This window comes from Mycobacterium sp. MAC_080597_8934 (assembly GCF_000523975.1).
Taxonomy (GTDB): domain Bacteria; phylum Actinomycetota; class Actinomycetes; order Mycobacteriales; family Mycobacteriaceae; genus Mycobacterium; species Mycobacterium avium.
This window is the reverse complement of sequence record NZ_JAOS01000056.1, coordinates 35,369-52,310: the sequence shown is the minus strand read 5'-3', so window position 1 is coordinate 52,310 and position 16,942 is coordinate 35,369. Positions and strand designations below refer to the sequence as shown.

Annotated in this window: 18 protein-coding genes, 1 tRNA gene and 1 pseudogene; 10 read left to right on the top strand and 10 right to left on the bottom strand. The window is 67.2% G+C overall.

The window, feature by feature from the left end; translation table 11 throughout:
- Positions 1 to 160: 160 nt before the first annotated feature.
- The 5 genes and pseudogenes from NF20_RS24435 to NF20_RS24415 all read right to left on the bottom strand — a co-directional run bounded on the left by NF20_RS24435 (position 161) and on the right by NF20_RS24415 (position 6,515).
- A complete protein-coding gene (locus tag NF20_RS24435; protein WP_033710929.1) occupies positions 161 to 1,279 on the bottom strand; it encodes a hypothetical protein in 1,119 nt (372 codons plus the stop codon).
- A 172-nt stretch (positions 1,280 to 1,451) separates the two neighbouring features.
- A pseudogene (locus tag NF20_RS24430) lies at positions 1,452 to 2,923 on the bottom strand (hypothetical protein).
- Positions 2,924 to 3,095: 172 nt separating this feature from the next.
- Positions 3,096 to 5,147, bottom strand: a complete 2,052-nt coding sequence (locus NF20_RS24425; protein WP_255343507.1) for a hypothetical protein — start codon at positions 5,145 to 5,147, stop codon at positions 3,096 to 3,098.
- A 130-nt stretch (positions 5,148 to 5,277) separates the two neighbouring features.
- Positions 5,278 to 5,850 (bottom strand): dCTP deaminase, encoded by a 573-nt coding sequence (gene dcd, locus NF20_RS24420; RefSeq protein ID WP_003873894.1) that lies wholly within the window; start codon positions 5,848 to 5,850, stop codon positions 5,278 to 5,280.
- Positions 5,851 to 5,879: 29 nt separating this feature from the next.
- On the bottom strand, positions 5,880 to 6,515 hold the full coding sequence (locus NF20_RS24415) for a hypothetical protein (RefSeq protein ID WP_050485477.1): 636 nt from the start codon (positions 6,513 to 6,515) through the stop codon (positions 5,880 to 5,882).
- Between the two features lie 519 nt (positions 6,516 to 7,034).
- Between NF20_RS24415 and NF20_RS24410 the strand changes: the two genes are divergently transcribed.
- From NF20_RS24410 to NF20_RS24395, 4 genes are all read left to right on the top strand, one after another.
- On the top strand, positions 7,035 to 7,850 hold the full coding sequence (locus NF20_RS24410) for a TIGR04255 family protein (protein ID WP_019732774.1): 816 nt from the start codon (positions 7,035 to 7,037) through the stop codon (positions 7,848 to 7,850).
- Positions 7,847 to 8,497: a hypothetical protein gene (locus NF20_RS24405; protein ID WP_132160032.1), complete on the top strand. Its 651-nt coding sequence runs from the start codon at positions 7,847 to 7,849 to the stop codon at positions 8,495 to 8,497. The genes NF20_RS24410 and NF20_RS24405 overlap by 4 nt, the downstream gene beginning before the upstream one ends.
- Before the next feature lie 8 nt (positions 8,498 to 8,505).
- Positions 8,506 to 9,204, top strand: a complete 699-nt coding sequence (locus NF20_RS24400) for a hypothetical protein (RefSeq protein ID WP_132160030.1) — start codon at positions 8,506 to 8,508, stop codon at positions 9,202 to 9,204.
- Positions 9,205 to 9,308: 104 nt separating this feature from the next.
- A complete protein-coding gene (locus tag NF20_RS24395) occupies positions 9,309 to 9,575 on the top strand; it encodes a hypothetical protein (protein WP_019732771.1) in 267 nt (88 codons plus the stop codon).
- 150 nt (positions 9,576 to 9,725) lie between these two features.
- Here NF20_RS24395 and NF20_RS27480 read toward each other — a convergent pair whose 3' ends face one another.
- The 3 genes from NF20_RS27480 to NF20_RS27475 form a co-directional block, all read right to left on the bottom strand.
- Positions 9,726 to 9,938: a hypothetical protein gene (locus NF20_RS27480; RefSeq protein ID WP_132160027.1), complete on the bottom strand. Its 213-nt coding sequence runs from the start codon at positions 9,936 to 9,938 to the stop codon at positions 9,726 to 9,728.
- 129 nt (positions 9,939 to 10,067) lie between these two features.
- The gene (locus NF20_RS24390; protein ID WP_138017743.1) at positions 10,068 to 10,427 is read right to left on the bottom strand and encodes a hypothetical protein; all 360 of its coding nucleotides are present in this window, start codon (positions 10,425 to 10,427) and stop codon (positions 10,068 to 10,070) included.
- A gap of 73 nt (positions 10,428 to 10,500) precedes the next feature.
- Complete coding sequence (locus NF20_RS27475; protein ID WP_019733551.1) at positions 10,501 to 11,133, bottom strand: HTH domain-containing protein; 633 nt, start codon at positions 11,131 to 11,133, stop codon at positions 10,501 to 10,503.
- A 1,199-nt stretch (positions 11,134 to 12,332) separates the two neighbouring features.
- Here NF20_RS27475 and NF20_RS24380 point away from each other — a divergent pair.
- The 4 genes from NF20_RS24380 to NF20_RS24370 all read left to right on the top strand — a co-directional run bounded on the left by NF20_RS24380 (position 12,333) and on the right by NF20_RS24370 (position 13,899).
- Entirely contained in the window at positions 12,333 to 13,019 is a 687-nt protein-coding gene (locus NF20_RS24380) for a site-specific integrase (RefSeq protein WP_019733550.1), read from the top strand.
- A gap of 29 nt (positions 13,020 to 13,048) precedes the next feature.
- A tRNA-Gly gene (locus tag NF20_RS24375) sits at positions 13,049 to 13,122 on the top strand.
- 191 nt (positions 13,123 to 13,313) lie between these two features.
- Positions 13,314 to 13,637: a WXG100 family type VII secretion target gene (locus NF20_RS26960; RefSeq protein ID WP_224111812.1), complete on the top strand. Its 324-nt coding sequence runs from the start codon at positions 13,314 to 13,316 to the stop codon at positions 13,635 to 13,637.
- Entirely contained in the window at positions 13,609 to 13,899 is a 291-nt protein-coding gene (locus NF20_RS24370; protein WP_019733549.1) for a WXG100 family type VII secretion target, read from the top strand. Before NF20_RS26960 ends, NF20_RS24370 begins: the two co-directional genes overlap by 29 nt.
- A gap of 21 nt (positions 13,900 to 13,920) precedes the next feature.
- On the opposite strand, the gene NF20_RS28595 is transcribed toward NF20_RS24370, so the two are convergent.
- The gene (locus tag NF20_RS28595) at positions 13,921 to 14,508 is read right to left on the bottom strand and encodes a DUF4926 domain-containing protein (protein WP_224189061.1); all 588 of its coding nucleotides are present in this window, start codon (positions 14,506 to 14,508) and stop codon (positions 13,921 to 13,923) included.
- A gap of 149 nt (positions 14,509 to 14,657) precedes the next feature.
- Here NF20_RS28595 and NF20_RS24360 point away from each other — a divergent pair, with 149 nt between their 5' ends.
- Entirely contained in the window at positions 14,658 to 15,473 is an 816-nt protein-coding gene (locus NF20_RS24360) for a L,D-transpeptidase (protein WP_009979517.1), read from the top strand.
- Between the two features lie 161 nt (positions 15,474 to 15,634).
- On the opposite strand, the gene NF20_RS24355 is transcribed toward NF20_RS24360, so the two are convergent.
- On the bottom strand, positions 15,635 to 16,186 hold the full coding sequence (locus NF20_RS24355; protein WP_038430555.1) for a hypothetical protein: 552 nt from the start codon (positions 16,184 to 16,186) through the stop codon (positions 15,635 to 15,637).
- A 333-nt stretch (positions 16,187 to 16,519) separates the two neighbouring features.
- Here NF20_RS24355 and NF20_RS24350 point away from each other — a divergent pair, with 333 nt between their 5' ends.
- Positions 16,520 to 16,858 carry a DUF732 domain-containing protein gene (locus tag NF20_RS24350; protein WP_011726280.1) on the top strand — a complete coding sequence of 113 codons (339 nt, stop codon included), beginning with the start codon at positions 16,520 to 16,522 and terminating at the stop codon, positions 16,856 to 16,858.
- Positions 16,859 to 16,942: the final 84 nt, after the last annotated feature.

Genomic DNA, 16,942 nt, shown 5'->3' with positions numbered 1-16,942 from the left:
CCTCCAATAGTCGGTTGCTAGTCCTTCGCGGTGAGGGCGTGCTCGTCGCACGACATGATGGCGCAAGACATCGCTGAGTCCCCACCCGATATTCCCCTAATGCCCCGATTTTACGCGCCATCGATGGCCGGGGGGGCCGGCACCGGTCCGCAGGGCCGGTCTAGGGGACCGGGACTCCCGGGCCCAGGTGGCGATGCAGCCAGTCGTCCCAGTGCTCGTGGTCGCCGGAGTGCGGCGAGGGGGCCGGAGACACCGGAGCGTGGGGCGGGGGCGCCGCCGGTACGGGCGCTGCCGGTGGCGGCGGTGGGGCGGCGCTGGGCGGCGGCGGGTTGTCGGGGGCGACGACCTGGGTGCCCACCTCGGGGCGCTGGTCGGCGTGTGGCCGGATGAACGCCAGCGCCCACGCCAGGGCGACGATGCCGCCGACGAAGATCACCGCCACCGCGGCGATCGTGGCCACCGACTTGGGGCTGCGCCCTTCACGGGTGGGCTCGGACGCCGGATCGTCGTGCGTGTCGGCGCTGTAGGCGAGTTCGGCCGCCGGCGGCGCGGTCGCGGTCGACGAGAGGTGCGTCGGCACCATCTCGACCGTCCGCGGCGCGCCCAACCGCGCGTTGGCCGCGGCCAGCGAGGCACCCCGGGCCAGGGCCATCTCCGGTTCCTCGGGCGTCGTCACCGATAACGACGTCGCGGCCTCGAGGGTGGGCTTGATCGCCGGGATGTCCACATCCGACCCGACCAAAAAGAGCCCGTCGGGTCGCGATCGCATCGATTCGGCACCCGACACCATCGCGGTGAGCTTTGCCAGCGCGGCGTCGTCATGGCCCGGCAGCGGGTGGCGGTGCACGTCGGTGACCGTTCCGTTGCGGGTGTCGACGACGGCCAGGGTCGCGCTGGTCGGCTCGACGAGCAGGAGTGCGGTGCGGGCCCAGTTGGTGGCGCTGCCCATGGCCTGGGCCAGGGCCGCGGCGGCCATGACCGCCGAGACCAGCATCACGTTCTCGATCTTGCGGGCCGCCAACGCGTCGCGGAGTGCGGCCGCCTTGACCGGGTCGGTCCAGCTCACCCCGCTCGATTTGAGCCGGTAACCGCCCTGGGTCGCGCTGTCCCGGGTTTCCAGGATGGCCGCGACGACGTGGTGGGCGGCGGCCGCGGGGGTTGCGTCGGCGGTGACGTCGAAGCCGGCCTGATCGACGGTCAGCCCGCCGGCCGATTCCCCTTCGACGAGCACCATGCGGACTGTCTCAGGCGCCATCGACACGCCGAGTACGACGTCCACCGCTCCTCCAAATCGTCCGAAAGTCGGTTGCTGTGCCGGGTGGCTGCGTAGCCGCGTCGGGGCTCGCGATTTGAGGGTCAGCCGGGACTTGCTGAGAGTTCTGGCCGCGGCCATACCCTAGTCCGCCACCCTAGCGCGCCGGGTCAGACACGCAGGCGAGCCGGAATCCGCGCTACCGGTGGCCGTGGCCGCCACCGAACCCGTGGCCGCCACCGAACCCGTGCCCGCCGCCGAACCCGTGGCCGCCGCCGAAGGGACCATGCCCGCCGAACGGGCCGTGACCCCCGCCGAAGGGACCGTGACCCCCGCCGAAGGGACCGTGCCGCCGAAGGGACCGTGGCCCCCACCGAACGGGCCGTGGCCGCCGAAGGGGCCGTGACCGGGCGCGGGTGGGCGGGCGAGCGGCACGCGCGGCGGCGGAACGAACACCGGGGGCGGAAGGACGGGAACGGGGACGGCGATGGGCGGCGGGGCCGGGGGCGGTGGTGCGATCGGGTGCGGCGCGGCCAGCGGCCGCGGCGGCGTGATCTTCGGCTGCGCCTGGACCGGCGGCGCGGGCGGGGGCGGCGCCGGAGCGGGGGCGATGATGTTCTCGTTGGGGCTGGGCCGCAACGCGACGGTGGGCCGGATGCTGATCGCCAGGGCGATCTCCAGCGCCACCACGGCGGCGATGAAAATCACCGCCAGGGTGCTGCTGACCAGCAGCAGCGACTTGCGCCGCCGGGCGCGTTCGTCGAGGTCGATCAGTGTCTTGGCCTCGGCGTCATCGTCGGGCACCGCGCTGTAGGCGACGTTGGCCTTGCCCTCGCCGGCATCGGCGGCCTGCGCCGCGATGCGGCTGTGGTACTCGGGCTGATAGCCGGGCAGCAGGCCAGGGGACTGCCCGGCCAGGGCGAGCGGGTCGACCTCTCCGGTGCCGGGATCCAGCGCGTAAGCCAGCGCGGCGGTGGACGACGCGAACAGCGGCGCGTTCGCCGACGCCAGTGCGGCGCCCCTGGCCAGGGCCATCTCCGGCTCGTCCGGCACCGACAGCTCCAGCGACGTCGCGGCTTCCAGCGCCGGCTTGATCAGCGGGACGTCGACGCCGGAGCCGACCAGGACCAGGCCCTCCGGACGGGTTGGCAGCGACTCGGCGCTGGCGGCCATGTCGACGAGTTCGGCCACCGCCTGGTCCTCGTCCTCCGGCAGGGGCCGACGGCGGACCTCCGAGACCGAACCGTCGGCGGTGTCGACCACCGCCATCGTCGCGCTGTAGGGCTCGACGAACAGCATCGCGGTCCGCGCGTAGTTGGTGGCGTCGCCGACGGCCTGGGTCAGTGCTGCGGCGGCCATGAAGGCCGAGACCAGCATGACGTTTTCCACCTTGTGCGCGATCAAGGCGTCGCGCAGCATAGCCGCCTCGACGTGATCGGTCCAGGTAACGCCGGTCGACAGCAGCTGGTAGCCGCTGTCGGCGGCACCCTCCCGGGTGCCCAGGATCGCCGAAATGACCTGGTCGGGGGCGGTGCCGGGGAGGGCGGTTCGTCGGGTGTCGACGTCGAAGTCGTCCTCGTCGACAGTGACGCCGTCGGCGCTTTCGCCTTCGACCAGAACCATGCGCACCTTGGTCGGCGTCATCGCGACGCCAAGCACGATGCCCGCCACTGCTTCTAGCCCCCTGCCCCATTTGCTGCGCTGCCCGACACGCCCTCCGGGCAACATCCCTATTGCGCGTGCGCCACGAATTTCCTTGCCGTAGCTGAGCCCGGCTCACAACCCAAGCCGTTTGCCGGGTTGATGAAATTCTGGCGGACGAGGCGGCGTCTTTTCGCCAGCCTCAATACCGCAACCCTACTCGTGTGAGCTCGACCGGCGTCGTGGCGCGGGTCGACGGAGTGGTCGGCGCGGGGCTATTTGTGCCCGCCGCCGAGTCCGCCCAGGCCGCCGCCGCTGTGACCGCCGCCGAAGCCACCCAGGCCACCGCCGGGCGCCGGAGCGTGGCCCCGCCGAACCCGCCAGGCCGCCCCGGCGCCGGGCGTGGCCACCCCGAACCGCCAAGCCGCCCGGCGCCGGGCGTGGCCACCGCCCAAGCCACCGCCGGGCGCCGGGCGTGGCCACCGCCGAACCCCCCAAGCCGCCGCCGGGCGTACCGGCACCTGGAGTGGGAAGGTGACCGCCACCCGAGCCGCCCGGAGTGCTGCCCGCGCCCGGGATGGGAAGGTGACCGCCACCGGAGCCGCCCGGGGTACCGGCCCCGGGCGTCGGAACGTGCCCGCCACCCGATCCACCGGTGCCGCCCGGGCCACCGGCACCGGGCGTGGGAACGTGCCCGCCACCGGAACCCGCGGTGCCGCCCGAGCCGGGGGTGGGAACGTGACCGCCGCCTGAGCCACCCGAACCACCGGCGCCGGGGGTGGGCGCGTGACCGCCGCCGTAGTTGCCGGGGCCGTCCGGCTTGGGCGGCGTGCCTTCGCCGGGCGGGGTCTGGTGCTGCGGCGGTGACTGCGGAACAGTGCCGCCGACCTGCGGAGGCGACGGCGGCTGCGGGACGCGCACCGGCGGTTGCACCGGTTGCGGAACCGACAGCCGCGGCGGCGCCAGCAGCTGCGGCGGGCTCACCGGATCGGGCACCGGGATGCGCACCGGCACCGGAACCGGGACCGGCGGGACCACCACCGGGACCGGCACCACCGGCGGGCCGCGGGGATCGGCGGCGCCTCCGGAAGCGGCGGCGCAGCCGGCGGCGGGCGGCCGGCAACGGCGCGGCGACCGGCGGGCTCAACGGCTTGGGCGCCGCCACCGGCTCGGGCACGCTGATCTTGGGCTGCGGTGCCGACGCCTGCACCGGCGGCGGTGCCGGCGCCTGCTCGGTGGGAACGATCAGATGTTGATTCGGGGTAGGTTGCAACGCCACGGTTCCGGTGGTGCGGATGCCGATTGCCAGCGCGATCTCCAGCGCCAGCACCGCGCTGATGCCGACCACCGCCAGCCCGCTGCCCACCAGCAGGACCGGCCGTCGACGCGGCTCACTGTCCTCGGGAAGGAACAGCTTCTCGATGACGACGGTCGGCGACTCGGCGTCCTCGTCCCCCACCGCGCTGTAGGCGAGTTCGTCGTCGCCGGGCTCGGGACCGACGGGGACATAGAGGTAGTCGGGCAGCGAGTACTGGTCGACAGCGCCGGTGCCGGGGTCTTGTGCGTAGGCCAGCGCCGCCGTCGACGACGCGAACAGCGGCGCGTTCGCCGCGGCCAGCGCGGCCCCGCGGGCCAGCGCGGTCTCCGGCTCCTCGGCCACACTCACGTCGAGGAAGGTCGTGGTCTGCAGCACCTGCTTGAGCGGAGCGACGTCGACGCCCGAGCCGACGAGCAACAGCCCGCCCGGCAGGGACTCCAGCTTCTCCAGCCCGGCGACCATCGCGCTGAGCTGCCCGGCCGCGTCGCCGTAGGACTCGGCGCGAATCTGCTGCTTGTAGACATCGGGGATGGAGCCGTCGGAGGTCTCGACGACCGCCAGGGTCGCGGTATCGGGTTCCACCAGCAGCACCGCGGTGCGCTCGTAACCCATTGCGCCGCCGACGTTTTGCGCCAGCGCCGCAGCCGCCAGAAACGCCGAGACCAGCATGACATTGTCGATCCGGCGAGCCGCCAACGCGTCGCGCAGGGCCGCGGCTTCGAGTTGATCGGTCCACGTCACCCCGATGGAGGAGAGCTGCAGGCCGGCGTCGGCGGCGCCCTCCCGGGTGCCCAGAATGGCCGAGATCACCCGATCCGGGGCGCTCGCGGTGGCCGCGTCATCGGCGCCGGTGACATCGATCGCGTCCTCTTCCACCGTCGCGCCATCGGCGTATTCGCCTTCCAGAACGACCATTTGGATCGAAGACGGTGCCATCGACACCCCGAGCACGATATTCAAGACAAACCCCTCCAAAGGTGTTGCGCGATCGCCACGGCCAGGCGGAGGAAAAAACCACGGCTAACTAAGTATCGCGCAGAACGGTGGCGTGAGAGCCCCGCAGAACCTATGTAGACGTTATGAAGTTCTGGTACGAGCGCGACGGTGTCGGTCCTCGCTGGCCCTGGTACTTCGAACCTACGCGAGTGCTGCCGTACGGGTGTTCGGCCGGACTGGTCAACCGCAGAATGCACAGCTGACCGATCTTCATGCCCGGCCACAGCGTGATCGGCAGGTTGGCGACGTTGGACAGCTCGAGCGTGATGTGGCCGCTGAAGCCGGGATCGATGAAGCCGGCGGTCGAGTGCGTCAGCAGCCCCAGGCGGCCCAGGGACGATTTGCCCTCCAAACGTCCGGCGAGGTCGTCGGGCAGGGTGATGAGCTCGAGCGTCGAGCCGAGCACGAACTCGCCGGGGTGCAGCACGAACGGCTCACCGTCTTGCGGTTCGACCAGCGAGGTGAGCTCGTCCTGCTGCTTGGCCGGGTCGATGTGGGTGTAGCGAGTGTTGTTGAAAACCCGGAACATGCAGTCGAGGCGGACGTCGATGCTGGACGGCTGCACCAGCGCGTCATCGAACGGCTCGATGCCCAACCGCCCGGCGGTGATTTCGGCCCTGAGGTCGCGATCGGAGAGCAGCACCAAGCGAGCCTAACTGCTGCGCAGCGCGTTCAGCGGAGATAGACCTCGTCGCCGGTGGGGTATCCGCCGCCGATGGTCGTGACGTGGACGTGGTCGTAGTGGCCGAGCCGGCTCGTTTGGGCGCCGTTGGGGGTGTAGTAGACGCCGCGCCAGATCGCGTCCTGGATTCCGAACCGGTCGGCGTTCTGCAGCACGTAGGCCACGATCGCGTTCCCCAGCGCGATGCCCTGGGCGCTTTCCGGGTCGGGAATCATCACGTCGATCGCCATGCCGAGGGGGTGCCAGGGCAGCGGATCCGGTCGCACTCCCCCGATCTCGTGGATCTGGGGGAACTCGGCGCTGATGCTGCGGGCGGTCAGGATGGTGCGCACCTGCAGGCCCCGTTCCGGCGCGACGCCGGCGGGCAGGAAGCGGGAGCGGGTGTGATAGCGCGAGGCAGCGACGGGCTGGCCGTCGCCGAATCCTTTACTGAGCCGCGTCGATGGCAAGGTCACGATTTCCGCGCAACACGGAGCGGGCTCGTTGATAACGGGTTTGGCCGTCTCGCGCGCCGCGAATGGATGAACATCGGCCGAGACCGCGAAGAAGACGGCGGCGGGCGCGAGCACCGCAGCCAGGGTCGCCGACGGTTTGCGTCGGTTGCTGGCTAATGCGTGTCGACCCACGCCCAGCACATTACGGCGCAATCACGAAATAATAAACACGGGCATTTCGCCGACCGGCGGATATTGTGCATGCGTGGTTTAAGGCGTAATGCGACGGGCGATTGGCGGCCGGCCGCGACGGCCCAGGCAGGTGAGCGTCCGCGGCGCCGGATGCTAGCCTTCTGACGCGACCGCGCCGATGTAGTTCAATGGCAGAACATCAGCTTCCCAAGCTGATTTACGCCGTCCGGACGGGTATGCAGCGGATTGCGAAAGTCCTGTGACCTGCGGAATGCGATCCATGTAAGTTCATAGCAGTCCGCATCAGTCGTTCTGAGTTGTGACATCGTCGTGACATCGAAGCCCGTGTCCCACTGTTTGCTAGCGCCGAATCATCGAATCGGGCACTCATAAGGGCAGCGCAGGGCCAGGCCCGGCCTTCCCACACCTGTGATGTCCTGGCGGTGTCACTTTTGGTACACTTTTCGGTGCGTACTTCGGTACGGCAAGTCGGGGTCAAGTAGGTTAGGTGAGCTAGGTATGTATCCCAACCGGGAGGTCTTCCCCAACGCGCCCCTGGCACTCGTCGTGACCGAGATTAGGTTTACCGACTCACCTCGTCTGCGGCAGCAAGAAACGCTCGATGCGGTGGCCATCGCGCTGGAAGAGCGGTTCCCGGTCAGCACGCCGCAGACAAATGTCACGTTCAACATTGCGAACCTTGGCCCTGGTGTTCTCCCCCAGGTGGCACAGGAGCGCCGGACCGTGTTAATGAACACGGCCAAAACCGAATCGGTCACAATCACGCCGTCTTCGTTCATATACGAGACAACCGCGTATCGGGAATTCGATGATCTCCGCACGGGTGTGACCGCTGTGTGTGAAGCACTCATTGATGCCAACGTCTGTCCCGCACTGGTGCGTGTGGGTCTTCGTTACGTCGACGAAGTACGGGTGCCAGAGCCGATAACCAACGTGCGTGCATGGGATAAGTGGATTGACGCCAGTGTGATAAGCCCTTTGGCCATAGGTCCCAACGACGTCAACGTCAGCAATGCGCAAGGACTCGTGACCTTCGACCTCGGCGAAGGGAAGGGCCTCACCTTCCAGTACGCGGCACTGAATCAACCCCCCGTCGTCCAACCGCAGCTTCTGAGGCGGCAGAAGTTCGAACCTGGCCCGTTTTTCGTCCTAGACTTCGACGGATTCCGTGATTTCAATGGGGAGGATGTGGTTCGGCTGAATGCGGTTGAAGTGACGTCGGTCCTTAACGATGTACATGGCCCAGTGGGTGCAGCGTTCCAGCGTGCGATTACGGAAGATGCCCGAAACCTCTTTCGAGGAGCGATTGTATGACGACGCCAGCGATTACGCCCTCCACCGGCACTGGTACCGGCACAAGCACGGGCGATGTCAAAGACTACAAAGTGGTCCCGTTCGGAACTCGCGCACTGTCAATGGAAGTCGGTGAAATTCGGACAGAGACCGACTTATACGTTGGGCGCGCACACGACCTGCACGACAGGCTCCGTGCGCTGACCCTGGACCAGTGGACTCTCAATAAGAGCAGGCATGATGTCCCCACCCTTCTTGACGAGCTAGCGTATCAGCGCGGCATGGCGTGGACGCATATCGCCGAGATTGCTGACGTAAGTGTTTCGGCAGTTCGCAAGTGGCGCAAGGGTAATGACGCATCGCCGGAAAGCCGAAGCCGACTCGCAAAGTTCGCAGCCCTTCTCGACATGCTCGAACAGGAAGCGGGCGTTGAAGACCCGGCGACTTGGATGGAGATGGAGCTTCCGTTGGCCGCCGGTTACCATATCCGGCCACTGGACCTGTATCTCGACGGAAAAGACATGGCACTCCTCGATATTGCCGAGCAGCGCGGGCATGTCGAGCACATTCTCGACGAGATGCGGCCGGGCTGGCGTGCTAGCCGGAGCGAGTTCGAGGTGTTCGACGATACGGACGGGATGCGCTCAATTCGCTTACGCGGTGAGTAACGACGAGCATGGAATCCATTGACCCAGAACACCTTTACGACGAGCGAGGTGAAGTAGCCCGAAGTCGCCCCCTCTTTCAGGGCGATGTGTTCAAAGATGTCGTGCTGCCGGGCTTCGGGGATGAACCGCGTCTCGTCCAGGTGGTAGCGCACCCGTGCTCGATGCGCGACCGCGAGGGACTGCTTTGCCAACGCGTCAGCGTCGCACCAGTGGAGGAACACCAGCGGGTCAGTGGACGCACCGGGTGGAACGGGAACCTGAGGATAATGCCGCTTGCCGACCTCGTGGGCGGTAAGCATTATGCCGCCCACCTCATTGATGCGACGGCTGCACCCTCTGAACTTTTGCATCTCGACGCCCGCATTGCGACGCTCAGCGACCGGGGCATCTACATCCTGCAACAGCGGATTGTGAAGCATTACACCAGGGTTGAGGTTGACATCCCCACCCTGGCTAAGGAGACCGCGCCCGTCGCCTGGGAGATGCATCAGCAACGGGACTGGGTCGAAACGGTGCTTGATGACGAAGCAGATTGGACCACAGAAAATCTCAGAGCCGAAGAGATCGAATTCCAGGCTTGGCTTAGTGGAGGCACCCCCTCCCGCCGCACGCAGTTAAAGGACGACCACACCCACACGGACCTGAGGCGAGAGGCGCGCAAAGCAGCACTGGCAAGGCGGGACCAAGCTGCCCAGTCGCGGTCTTGAGCCGCTGCCCCGCCCGTAGGCGAGTCGCACGTCACGGGATGGTTCCGGCCGCTGCCAGCGTTGCACGTAGTGGCGGCTCCGCACCGCCAGGAAAGGCAGGACAGATGCTCTACTACGCCAATGGCGGGCCTGGTCCGGCGAGCAAGCTGTTTCGTGTCGACGCACCGGACTGTGGCACGTCGGCCGACTGGCTGCGGGCACCGTCTGCCCGGTGGGAGCCGACGCGTGGCTGGTTTGAATACAACGCGCAGCCGGAGATACTCGGCAGCGGCGAATTCTTCCTGGTGGACGCATCACAGGTCGAGCGGGTGCAGAAAGAGATCACCGCGCAGTACGAGAGAGCGCAGCGGCGGTTCAGTCAATTCGGCTGAGCGGCAACGAAAACGACCCTCGGCTTCGGCCGGGGGTCTTTCGTCTGTCACGGGGCAGGATACGAGCAGGTGATCCAAATGGATCAGGCTGCCAGAACCGCCGGACCCCTCGGCCGGTGCCCCTTACTCTCGGACGGTCTGAAAAGTCGCTCAGCGTTGATCTGGGACCGATTCCGGCGGCACTCCGGCCCACGCCGTGATCTCCTCGGCCGTCAGGTCAAGGGCTTCGGGACCGCCCAACCCCTTCGCCGCCGCCTCGGCGCGGGTCCGCGACACCACCGGCCTCGGCACCGGACGCGACGGCTGAAGCGCCTCGTTCTGCACGCAATTCGGCTCAGCCTCATCATGTGAGCGGGCGAACATGGGGGCGTGTGTAGGCCGCTCATCAGTGACCGGCTGCGCGGGACCGCCACCACTCAGAGCGATGGAGTTTTGCTTGCCTGTCGTGATGTTACTGAGACTCATTGCGCCGCAGCCTTTCTCGCGAACCAATCATGCATGATCAACCCCGAACGCTTTGGCCAGGTCGAACTTGGCCCGAAAGTAACCGTGGTCACAGCCCGAGAAATGCCGCGCCCGCTCGTAGGTGGAGCGGGCCTTACTGAACGCCTCCGAGGCGTCCACCGTGTCGTCGGACCACACCGTCACATACCTCGGCGCGGGGTCGTGGCCCAGCTTGTCCAGCGGCTCCGGCAACCCTGTCGGCAGGTCATACCACCACGCCACGACGGGATTGCCTGCGCGCTGCTCGGCCAGCTGGTCGGCCTCGGCCTGGGCGGCAGTCTCCCACGCCCCCAGCGCATCGTCGGGCACCACACCCCGGCGGTCCTTCACTTCGCGCAAACACACCACGGCCAAAACCTCGCGGTGCAGACCTGGGACGCGGGGCCGCTGATCGACGGGTTTGGCGGCGGTCGATTTCCTTCTAGCCAATTCCGGCCTCCCGCTGCATGTTCCGCGCCCGCCACCTGGTGTTGGCGGCCTTCTGCTTGACCGGGTTCTTCGAGCCTTCCTCCATGTTGATCTGCGACAGCAGCCGTGCCAGCACGACGCGCTGCCCCCGTATTTCCGCGAGCAGCGGATGCGGGCGTGGCGGGCCGCCCTTCGCCGCTGGCGCGAAGACCAGGCCGTCAGCATCGAGGCGCTGCTGCGCGGCGGCGATGATGTCGGCCGTCTCGCGAACCTGCGCAAGCAGCCCCGCCTCGCGGGCGTCGGGTTCCAGACCGTTGCTGTCCAGCTCGGCCCGTATCGCGGCCACCAGCTTGTCACCAGGCGTCAAATGGAAGTCCATGAGCGCCGCGATGCCCTCGGGGGTGATGCTAGTCACGGGTGCCGCCCGAGTCATACCGCCACTGACCTGTGACGAAACAGTCTGCGGCCGTGCCGCTTTCGGCCGGTTAGCCACGAACCGATTCGCCGAGACACGGCCAATCGCCGCCATGTCACGGCTGACCGTCCGCTGACTCACGCCAAGCCGTCTGGCGATGGCCCACTGGCTCAGCGAGGGGTCGTCGTCCAACATCGCCTTGACGGCCTGTTTGCGCTCATCCGGCGTCATGCCGCCGCCCTCCTGTCGGTGCGTGAAAGCTGTTGTTCCCCAACATCGTACGACGCCAGACGTGAAACATGCTGGGAACGGTCGTAATCCGGCGTTGCGCGAAGCTCGCCAATAGCCCAAAAGAGGCGTGCCCGTCAGAGCGCCTGACCGGCCCGGCCGGTGTAATGACCAGCCGGAGCGCCGATTCGTCCGCGAGCGTGGACGCTGGGGGCCAGGAATCCACCACACAGGGCCGCGCTGACACCTACCAACGGGTTTGCTGCCCTGCCGAGCCGGTTTGCTGCCGCTGCCAAGGCCGGATCGCCCCTGCATTGCAGCCATCCTAATCTCGTGTTATCGGCCATGCTGGCGAGGCGGGGGTGGGAGGGTCCCTCCCCGGTGGGGTGTCTGACCTGCGGCGATGCGACCGCGTTGGGTGGTGGCGTGGGAGTGGTCGTGTTCGGTTGACCGGATGGACATTTGCTGTAGGCCGTGGCCTGTTTGCTGTAGGTGGAGCGGGAGCGACCGCAAGGCGAGTGCGCAAAATTACGCACCTGAGAGTGTGGCGGCATGATGCTCGATTGCGCCGGAGTTCTCTTGTGCCGCAGACCGGATGGTGAGCAGTCCTCGGATGGTAGTGGAGCCGGTTGATCAGCAAGCCCGCGCTCAGTTGTTCGGATGGTGACCGCCCACGCATCGAATCGGTAGGCCCCGCAGGATGGTTGGCCTTGGCCGCATGGCGATAGCCGCGAGCGATGCCGCGAAGCCGCGATGATTGAACGACCGAACCGCGCTCGATTGACCGTCGATGGCCCTGGGTACTGGGGCATCCAATAGTGCAGTACCTCCGTGGCTTTCGACCATGGCCGGGCGCGCTGGCCGATCCGGTCTGGCTCGCCGCATTCATGCGTCACCGCCCATTGCTCTAGCTCGTGCCCTGTGCCCCAGCGTGATTCGGTGCGCCGGTCACAGGCGGCCCCAAGTAGACCCTCCCGGTGTAGTGCCTGGCCCGCAGCCACGGTCATCGCGAGGCATAGACCACCTCGCGCTGCAGGAAGACTCCGGCGTGCTTTGCCGACACCAGTACCCAGCCCCGCGCAGTAACCGGCCAGAACGCGGGCCGAGGTCAGCGCCAGGATCAGGGCCAACGCCATCACCTCCCGAATTCGCTTGGGAGGTAGCCTGTTTCGACCGGCGCGCCAATCGGCCTGCGCCGCTGGTTGGCTCGTAGCTACGTTGACCGGGTCGCGTCACCGCACCAGTGCGTCGACACCTACACCGAGGCCGAGGTACAGAAGCTACTGCGCGCTCTCTCCGGTGACCGGCTGGGCCACGCCTGGGAGCTTGCACTGTCGGGTCTGCGGCGCGGCGAGATCGCAGGTCTGCGGTGGGCTGATGTCGACCTGGACGCCAAGACACTGACCATCGTCAACAACCGCGTGGCGGCGGGCAGCAAGACGGTCGAGGGCGACCCCAAGAGCGAGACTTCGCGCCGGACGCTGCCGCTGCCTACCCGCCTGGTGGCGGTCCTGAAGGCGGCACGCAAGCGCCAGGCCGAGGAACGGCTGGCGTTGGGCGGCGCGGGCGGGCCGTGGGAGTACGTCGTGTGCAACGAGGCCGGACAGCCCTACAGCCCCGGCGTGCTTTCCCGCTACTGGCGTGAGGCCGTCGAGGCGGCGGGGCTGCGGCATATCAAGCTGCACGCCGCACGCCACACCTGCGCGACCCTGATGCACTTGCAGGGCGTGCCGGTGGCGGTGATCGCGGCGTGGATCGGGCACAAGGACGCCAGCCTGACCATGCGGCTGTATGCTCACTCGCAGTTTGCCGCGCTACAGGACGCCGGAGCGAGTTTGGATCGAGTTGTGACATTATGTGACACTGAGGCCCGACCGGAGGCACGCTGATCAGCGTTCCCGCAGGTCAGACCCACCATGCCGATGTAGTTCAATGGCAGAACATCAGCTTCCCAAGCTGAGAACGCGGGTTCGATTCCCGTCATCGGCTCCACGACCCCATGCTCCGGGCAACGGCCCAAGTTCTCGGCATCGCCAACGGCGACGCCGGCCTGCATCACAACCCGCGCACGGGTTTCCGCGTCACCGGCGCGTCACCAATCAGGGTGAGTTGTACGGCGTCGCAACCTTGGCTTAGGTGTCAAAAAGCGGTGAAAGGAGGCTGCGGTGGCTGGCCATCTGACGATGCAGTTGGAGGCGATGGCGTCGGCCGCACACATCCTGACAAATCAAGCCGACGGCTTGAGCAGCGAACTCGACAGCATCGCCGACGACTGGCGCAATCTGTCATCGACGTGGCAAGGCGCCGCCGCATCTGATTTCCAGCCCGCATGGAATGAGTGGCACCAAGGCGCAAAGCCGTCGCAACGCTGCTATCGGAACACTCCCAGCTGTTGCTCCGCTCACTGGACCTCATGCTCGACCACGAGACGATTGCCGCGAGAGCCTTCGCCGCCCTGTCCCCAACGGATCCGGAATCATGAGCCGCCGTTACACGGTCGATCTTGAGGCACTGTCGCATTTTGCCGACCGACTGGCGAAATTCACTGCCAGCGCGGAACAAATTGCCGCGGCCGTCGACCAATGCATCGCCGAACTCCACGGTTCCTGGCTGGGCCGCGGCGCAGACGCCGAGCGCGAGTACCACCAAAGATGGGTAGCAGCCGACAAACAAATGCGAGAAGCGCTCACCGAATTGCGCACCAATGTGGAGAGGGCGCACCGCAACTATGACGGTGTGGCCCAACACAATACGGCCATGTGGCCCTGAATCGGGCCGCAACTACAGTCGCTACGCATCTGGATCCGGCCGCCAGACGACTTCCAGGTCATCTCCGGAAAGCGTGACCAGCGCCTGGGTTACGCCGTCGGCATCTGAAAACTCCACCTCGTACGCGGACGGGAGAGTGCTATCCGAATCCTTCGTGTAATCCACGACGATAGTCCCGCGTGAACCGGCAGGCAGGTTGTGTTCCGGCAGCGGCCGCAGCAGCCTGATCACGTCATACTCTCGAGGTCTCAACGCTTTACGTTCTCTCATTTGCTCGTAGGGATCGCCGTCACCAAGCGCACCCACACCGTCGTTTCCGCGTATCCAGGCGAAGGGCACATCTATGACCCTTCCGTTCGCTCCGGCGATCGAGATCACTTGGTTGTACTTTATGCCGTACTGGGTGACACCCGTTTCGTTCGAACCACTTCGCCTTCGGTCCCCAGTTACGTGGTCGGGATTGAGCAAGTACCTTTCAAGCTTGTCCAGATCGCTTTCCTGTGAAAGCTTGGCCGCCTGCGCCACATCAATGCCGGCACCACCGCTTGCCGCCGTCTCGGCTGCGAAGATTCTTGCGTTCGCGGCGAGGAGCGGCAGCTGAAAAGTCACTCTCCAACCCCTCGCGCTGACGCGCTAAACCGCTGACACCGAAACGTGACCGATGCGTGGCCAAATATCAACGCGCCCTTGCGCTTCCGCAGGTCATCGCACATTTACGATCCCTATTGCAACTATGTCAGTTAAAAGGAATTGGGGCCATGCGGACGGGTGTTCGGTGTGTTCTTGCGACGGTCGGCGTCGCTGCGTGTGTGGTGGTGACGCCGGCCGGCGTCAGCCTGGCCGCGGCGAGCCAGTCGCACGCGTTCGCGATCGCGTCGGTGCTGCCCAGCAGCGGCGAGGTGGTCGGCGTGGCGCACCCCGTGGTCGTGACGTTCCGCGCGCCCATCACCGATCCGGCCAAGCGACACGCGGCCGAACAGACCATTGACGTCAAATCGACACCCGCGATGAGCGGCAAGTTCGAATGGCTCGACAACCGTGTCGTGCAATGGGTTCCGGACCGGTACTGGCCCGCGCACAGCACGATTGCGCTGACCGTCGGCGGGGTTTCCACCGAGATCAAGACGGGTCCCGCCGTCATCGGGGTGGCCAGCATCTCCGAACACACCTTCACCGTGAGCATCGACGGCGTCGAAGCCGGTCCGCCGACCTCGCTGCCGGCGCCGCACCACCGGCCCCACTTCGGTGAGCAGGGGGTGATGCCGGCCTCGATGGGCAGGCCGGAATTCCCGACGCCGGTGGGCTCGTACACCGTCCTGTCGAAAGAGCGTGCGGTGACGATGGATTCGAGCAGCGTCGGCATTCCCGTCGACGATCCCGACGGATACCTGCTGACCGTCAACTACGCCGTCCGCATCACCAACCGCGGCCTGTTCGTGCATTCCGCGCCGTGGGCGGTCCGCTCACTGGGGCTGGAAAACGTCAGCCACGGGTGCATCAGCCTTAGTCCCGACGACGCCGAGTGGTACTACGACCACGTCAACGTCGGCGACCCAGTGATCGTCCAAGACTAACGACGTCCGGCCGTAACCAACCGCAGCACAACGTAATTCGCGGGGCACACCGCGTCACCCAGGCGGCGTCCCGGCACCTGGAAAAGGAAATACCCACTCCCACAACGAAAGCGGGCCCACCGGCATGCAAACCGGCGGGCCCGCTGTAAGCGAACGAAGCGTCAGCTGGCGCCCGAGGGGCCGGGCCGCACCGGCTGACCGGGCACCGGACCGCCGGTGGGCGCCGGGCCGGTCGGCGCGTCCTTCACACCCGACATGTCGATGATGGGAGCGGCCGCCTCCACCGGGGCGCCGGCCGCGGCCGGCCCGCCGAGCGCGATCAGCGGCGCGCCGGCCGGCACCACCGGCACCGGGGGCGCGAGTGGCACGGGGGCACCCAGCGGCAACGGAGCGCCCAGCGGCACCGGCACCGGAGCGCCCAGCGGCACCGGCCCGGGCACGGCCATCGGCACGCCGGACATGTCGGTGAGGGGGGCCGCGCACATGTCCGTCGCACCCGCGGCCACCGCACCACCGGCCGCGGGCGCACCACCGGCGACCGGACCACCGGCGGCGGGCGCCACCTCGCCCGACTGCCCCTGAATGCACGCGTGGCCGCCCGTTATCAGCGGGGCGGCCGCCGCATCGGGGCTCAACGCTATGGCCGCTCCGCACAACCCAGCGCTCGCAACCACTTTCATGTTGAACCGATCGACGATCGCCATCAGCGTCAACTTCCCTTCATCCACGCTCTGCTAGTTCGGCAATGTTTTGGTGCAGCAGACCCGCTTCGCCGTACCCGGCCTTTTCACGACCGGGCTAATTGTCGGTAGCCGGCGCGCGACACGAGCCGCGCCGCACCGCGCCGTTTCCAAATGGTGACGTCACAACGGTGTCACGGAACCACCCGGCGCCGGCGCACCCCAGCCGGGCGACTTCGAATCGCAGGGAATCCATTTTTCCGCAGGCCATTCACAGGAAATTTTTGGTGAACAATGGCCGGTTTCGAGGTTACATAGAAGTGAACACCGTGATCGGAACGGTTGACAGGAAGAGGGGAAGGGATTATGTCACCAGGTCGTCTAGCTGGCGGTTTGATCGGCTCAGCGCTGCTCGGTGGCCCGCTTCTCGCCGCGGTCGTCTGGGCCGGCCCGGCACAGGCCGATGCGGCCGGCTTCCTCAACGACATGCACCGGGACGGCATCCATGCCGTGACCGGCGGCGACGCGGCGCTGCTGCAGGCGGGCCTGAACATCTGCCAGCAAATATCGTGGGGCGCCCCGCCCGCGCAGCTCGAGGGTCTGGCGCTGCAGCGTTCCGACGACCGGCAGGGGCCCGGCGGGCTCACCCCCCAGCAGGCCGACGACCTCGTCGGTTACGCCATGCGCGATCTGTGCCCCAGCTAGCACCGCCTAGCCCCGCTAGGTAGGCCCGAGTGGACGGTCGCCGCGTGCCGCGACCGCCCACTCCTCTTCGCCGACTGTTCATCC

What these genes read in the sequence shown, in the direction of transcription:
- NF20_RS24425 (WP_255343507.1), bottom strand. Translation starts at nt 5,147, where the DNA reads ATGGCACCGTCTTCGATCCAAATGGTCGTTCTGGAAGGCGAATACGCC.
- NF20_RS24410 (WP_019732774.1), top strand. Translation starts at nt 7,035, where the DNA reads ATGTATCCCAACCGGGAGGTCTTCCCCAACGCGCCCCTGGCACTCGTC.
- NF20_RS24405 (WP_132160032.1), top strand. Translation starts at nt 7,847, where the DNA reads ATGACGACGCCAGCGATTACGCCCTCCACCGGCACTGGTACCGGCACA.
- NF20_RS24400 (WP_132160030.1), top strand. Translation starts at nt 8,506, where the DNA reads ATGGAATCCATTGACCCAGAACACCTTTACGACGAGCGAGGTGAAGTA.
- NF20_RS24395 (WP_019732771.1), top strand. Translation starts at nt 9,309, where the DNA reads ATGCTCTACTACGCCAATGGCGGGCCTGGTCCGGCGAGCAAGCTGTTT.
- NF20_RS27480 (WP_132160027.1), bottom strand. Translation starts at nt 9,938, where the DNA reads ATGTTCGCCCGCTCACATGATGAGGCTGAGCCGAATTGCGTGCAGAAC.
- NF20_RS27475 (WP_019733551.1), bottom strand. Translation starts at nt 11,133, where the DNA reads ATGACGCCGGATGAGCGCAAACAGGCCGTCAAGGCGATGTTGGACGAC.
- NF20_RS26960 (WP_224111812.1), top strand. Translation starts at nt 13,314, where the DNA reads ATGCAGTTGGAGGCGATGGCGTCGGCCGCACACATCCTGACAAATCAA.
- NF20_RS24370 (WP_019733549.1), top strand. Translation starts at nt 13,609, where the DNA reads ATGAGCCGCCGTTACACGGTCGATCTTGAGGCACTGTCGCATTTTGCC.
- NF20_RS24360 (WP_009979517.1), top strand. Translation starts at nt 14,658, where the DNA reads ATGCGGACGGGTGTTCGGTGTGTTCTTGCGACGGTCGGCGTCGCTGCG.
- NF20_RS24350 (WP_011726280.1), top strand. Translation starts at nt 16,520, where the DNA reads ATGTCACCAGGTCGTCTAGCTGGCGGTTTGATCGGCTCAGCGCTGCTC.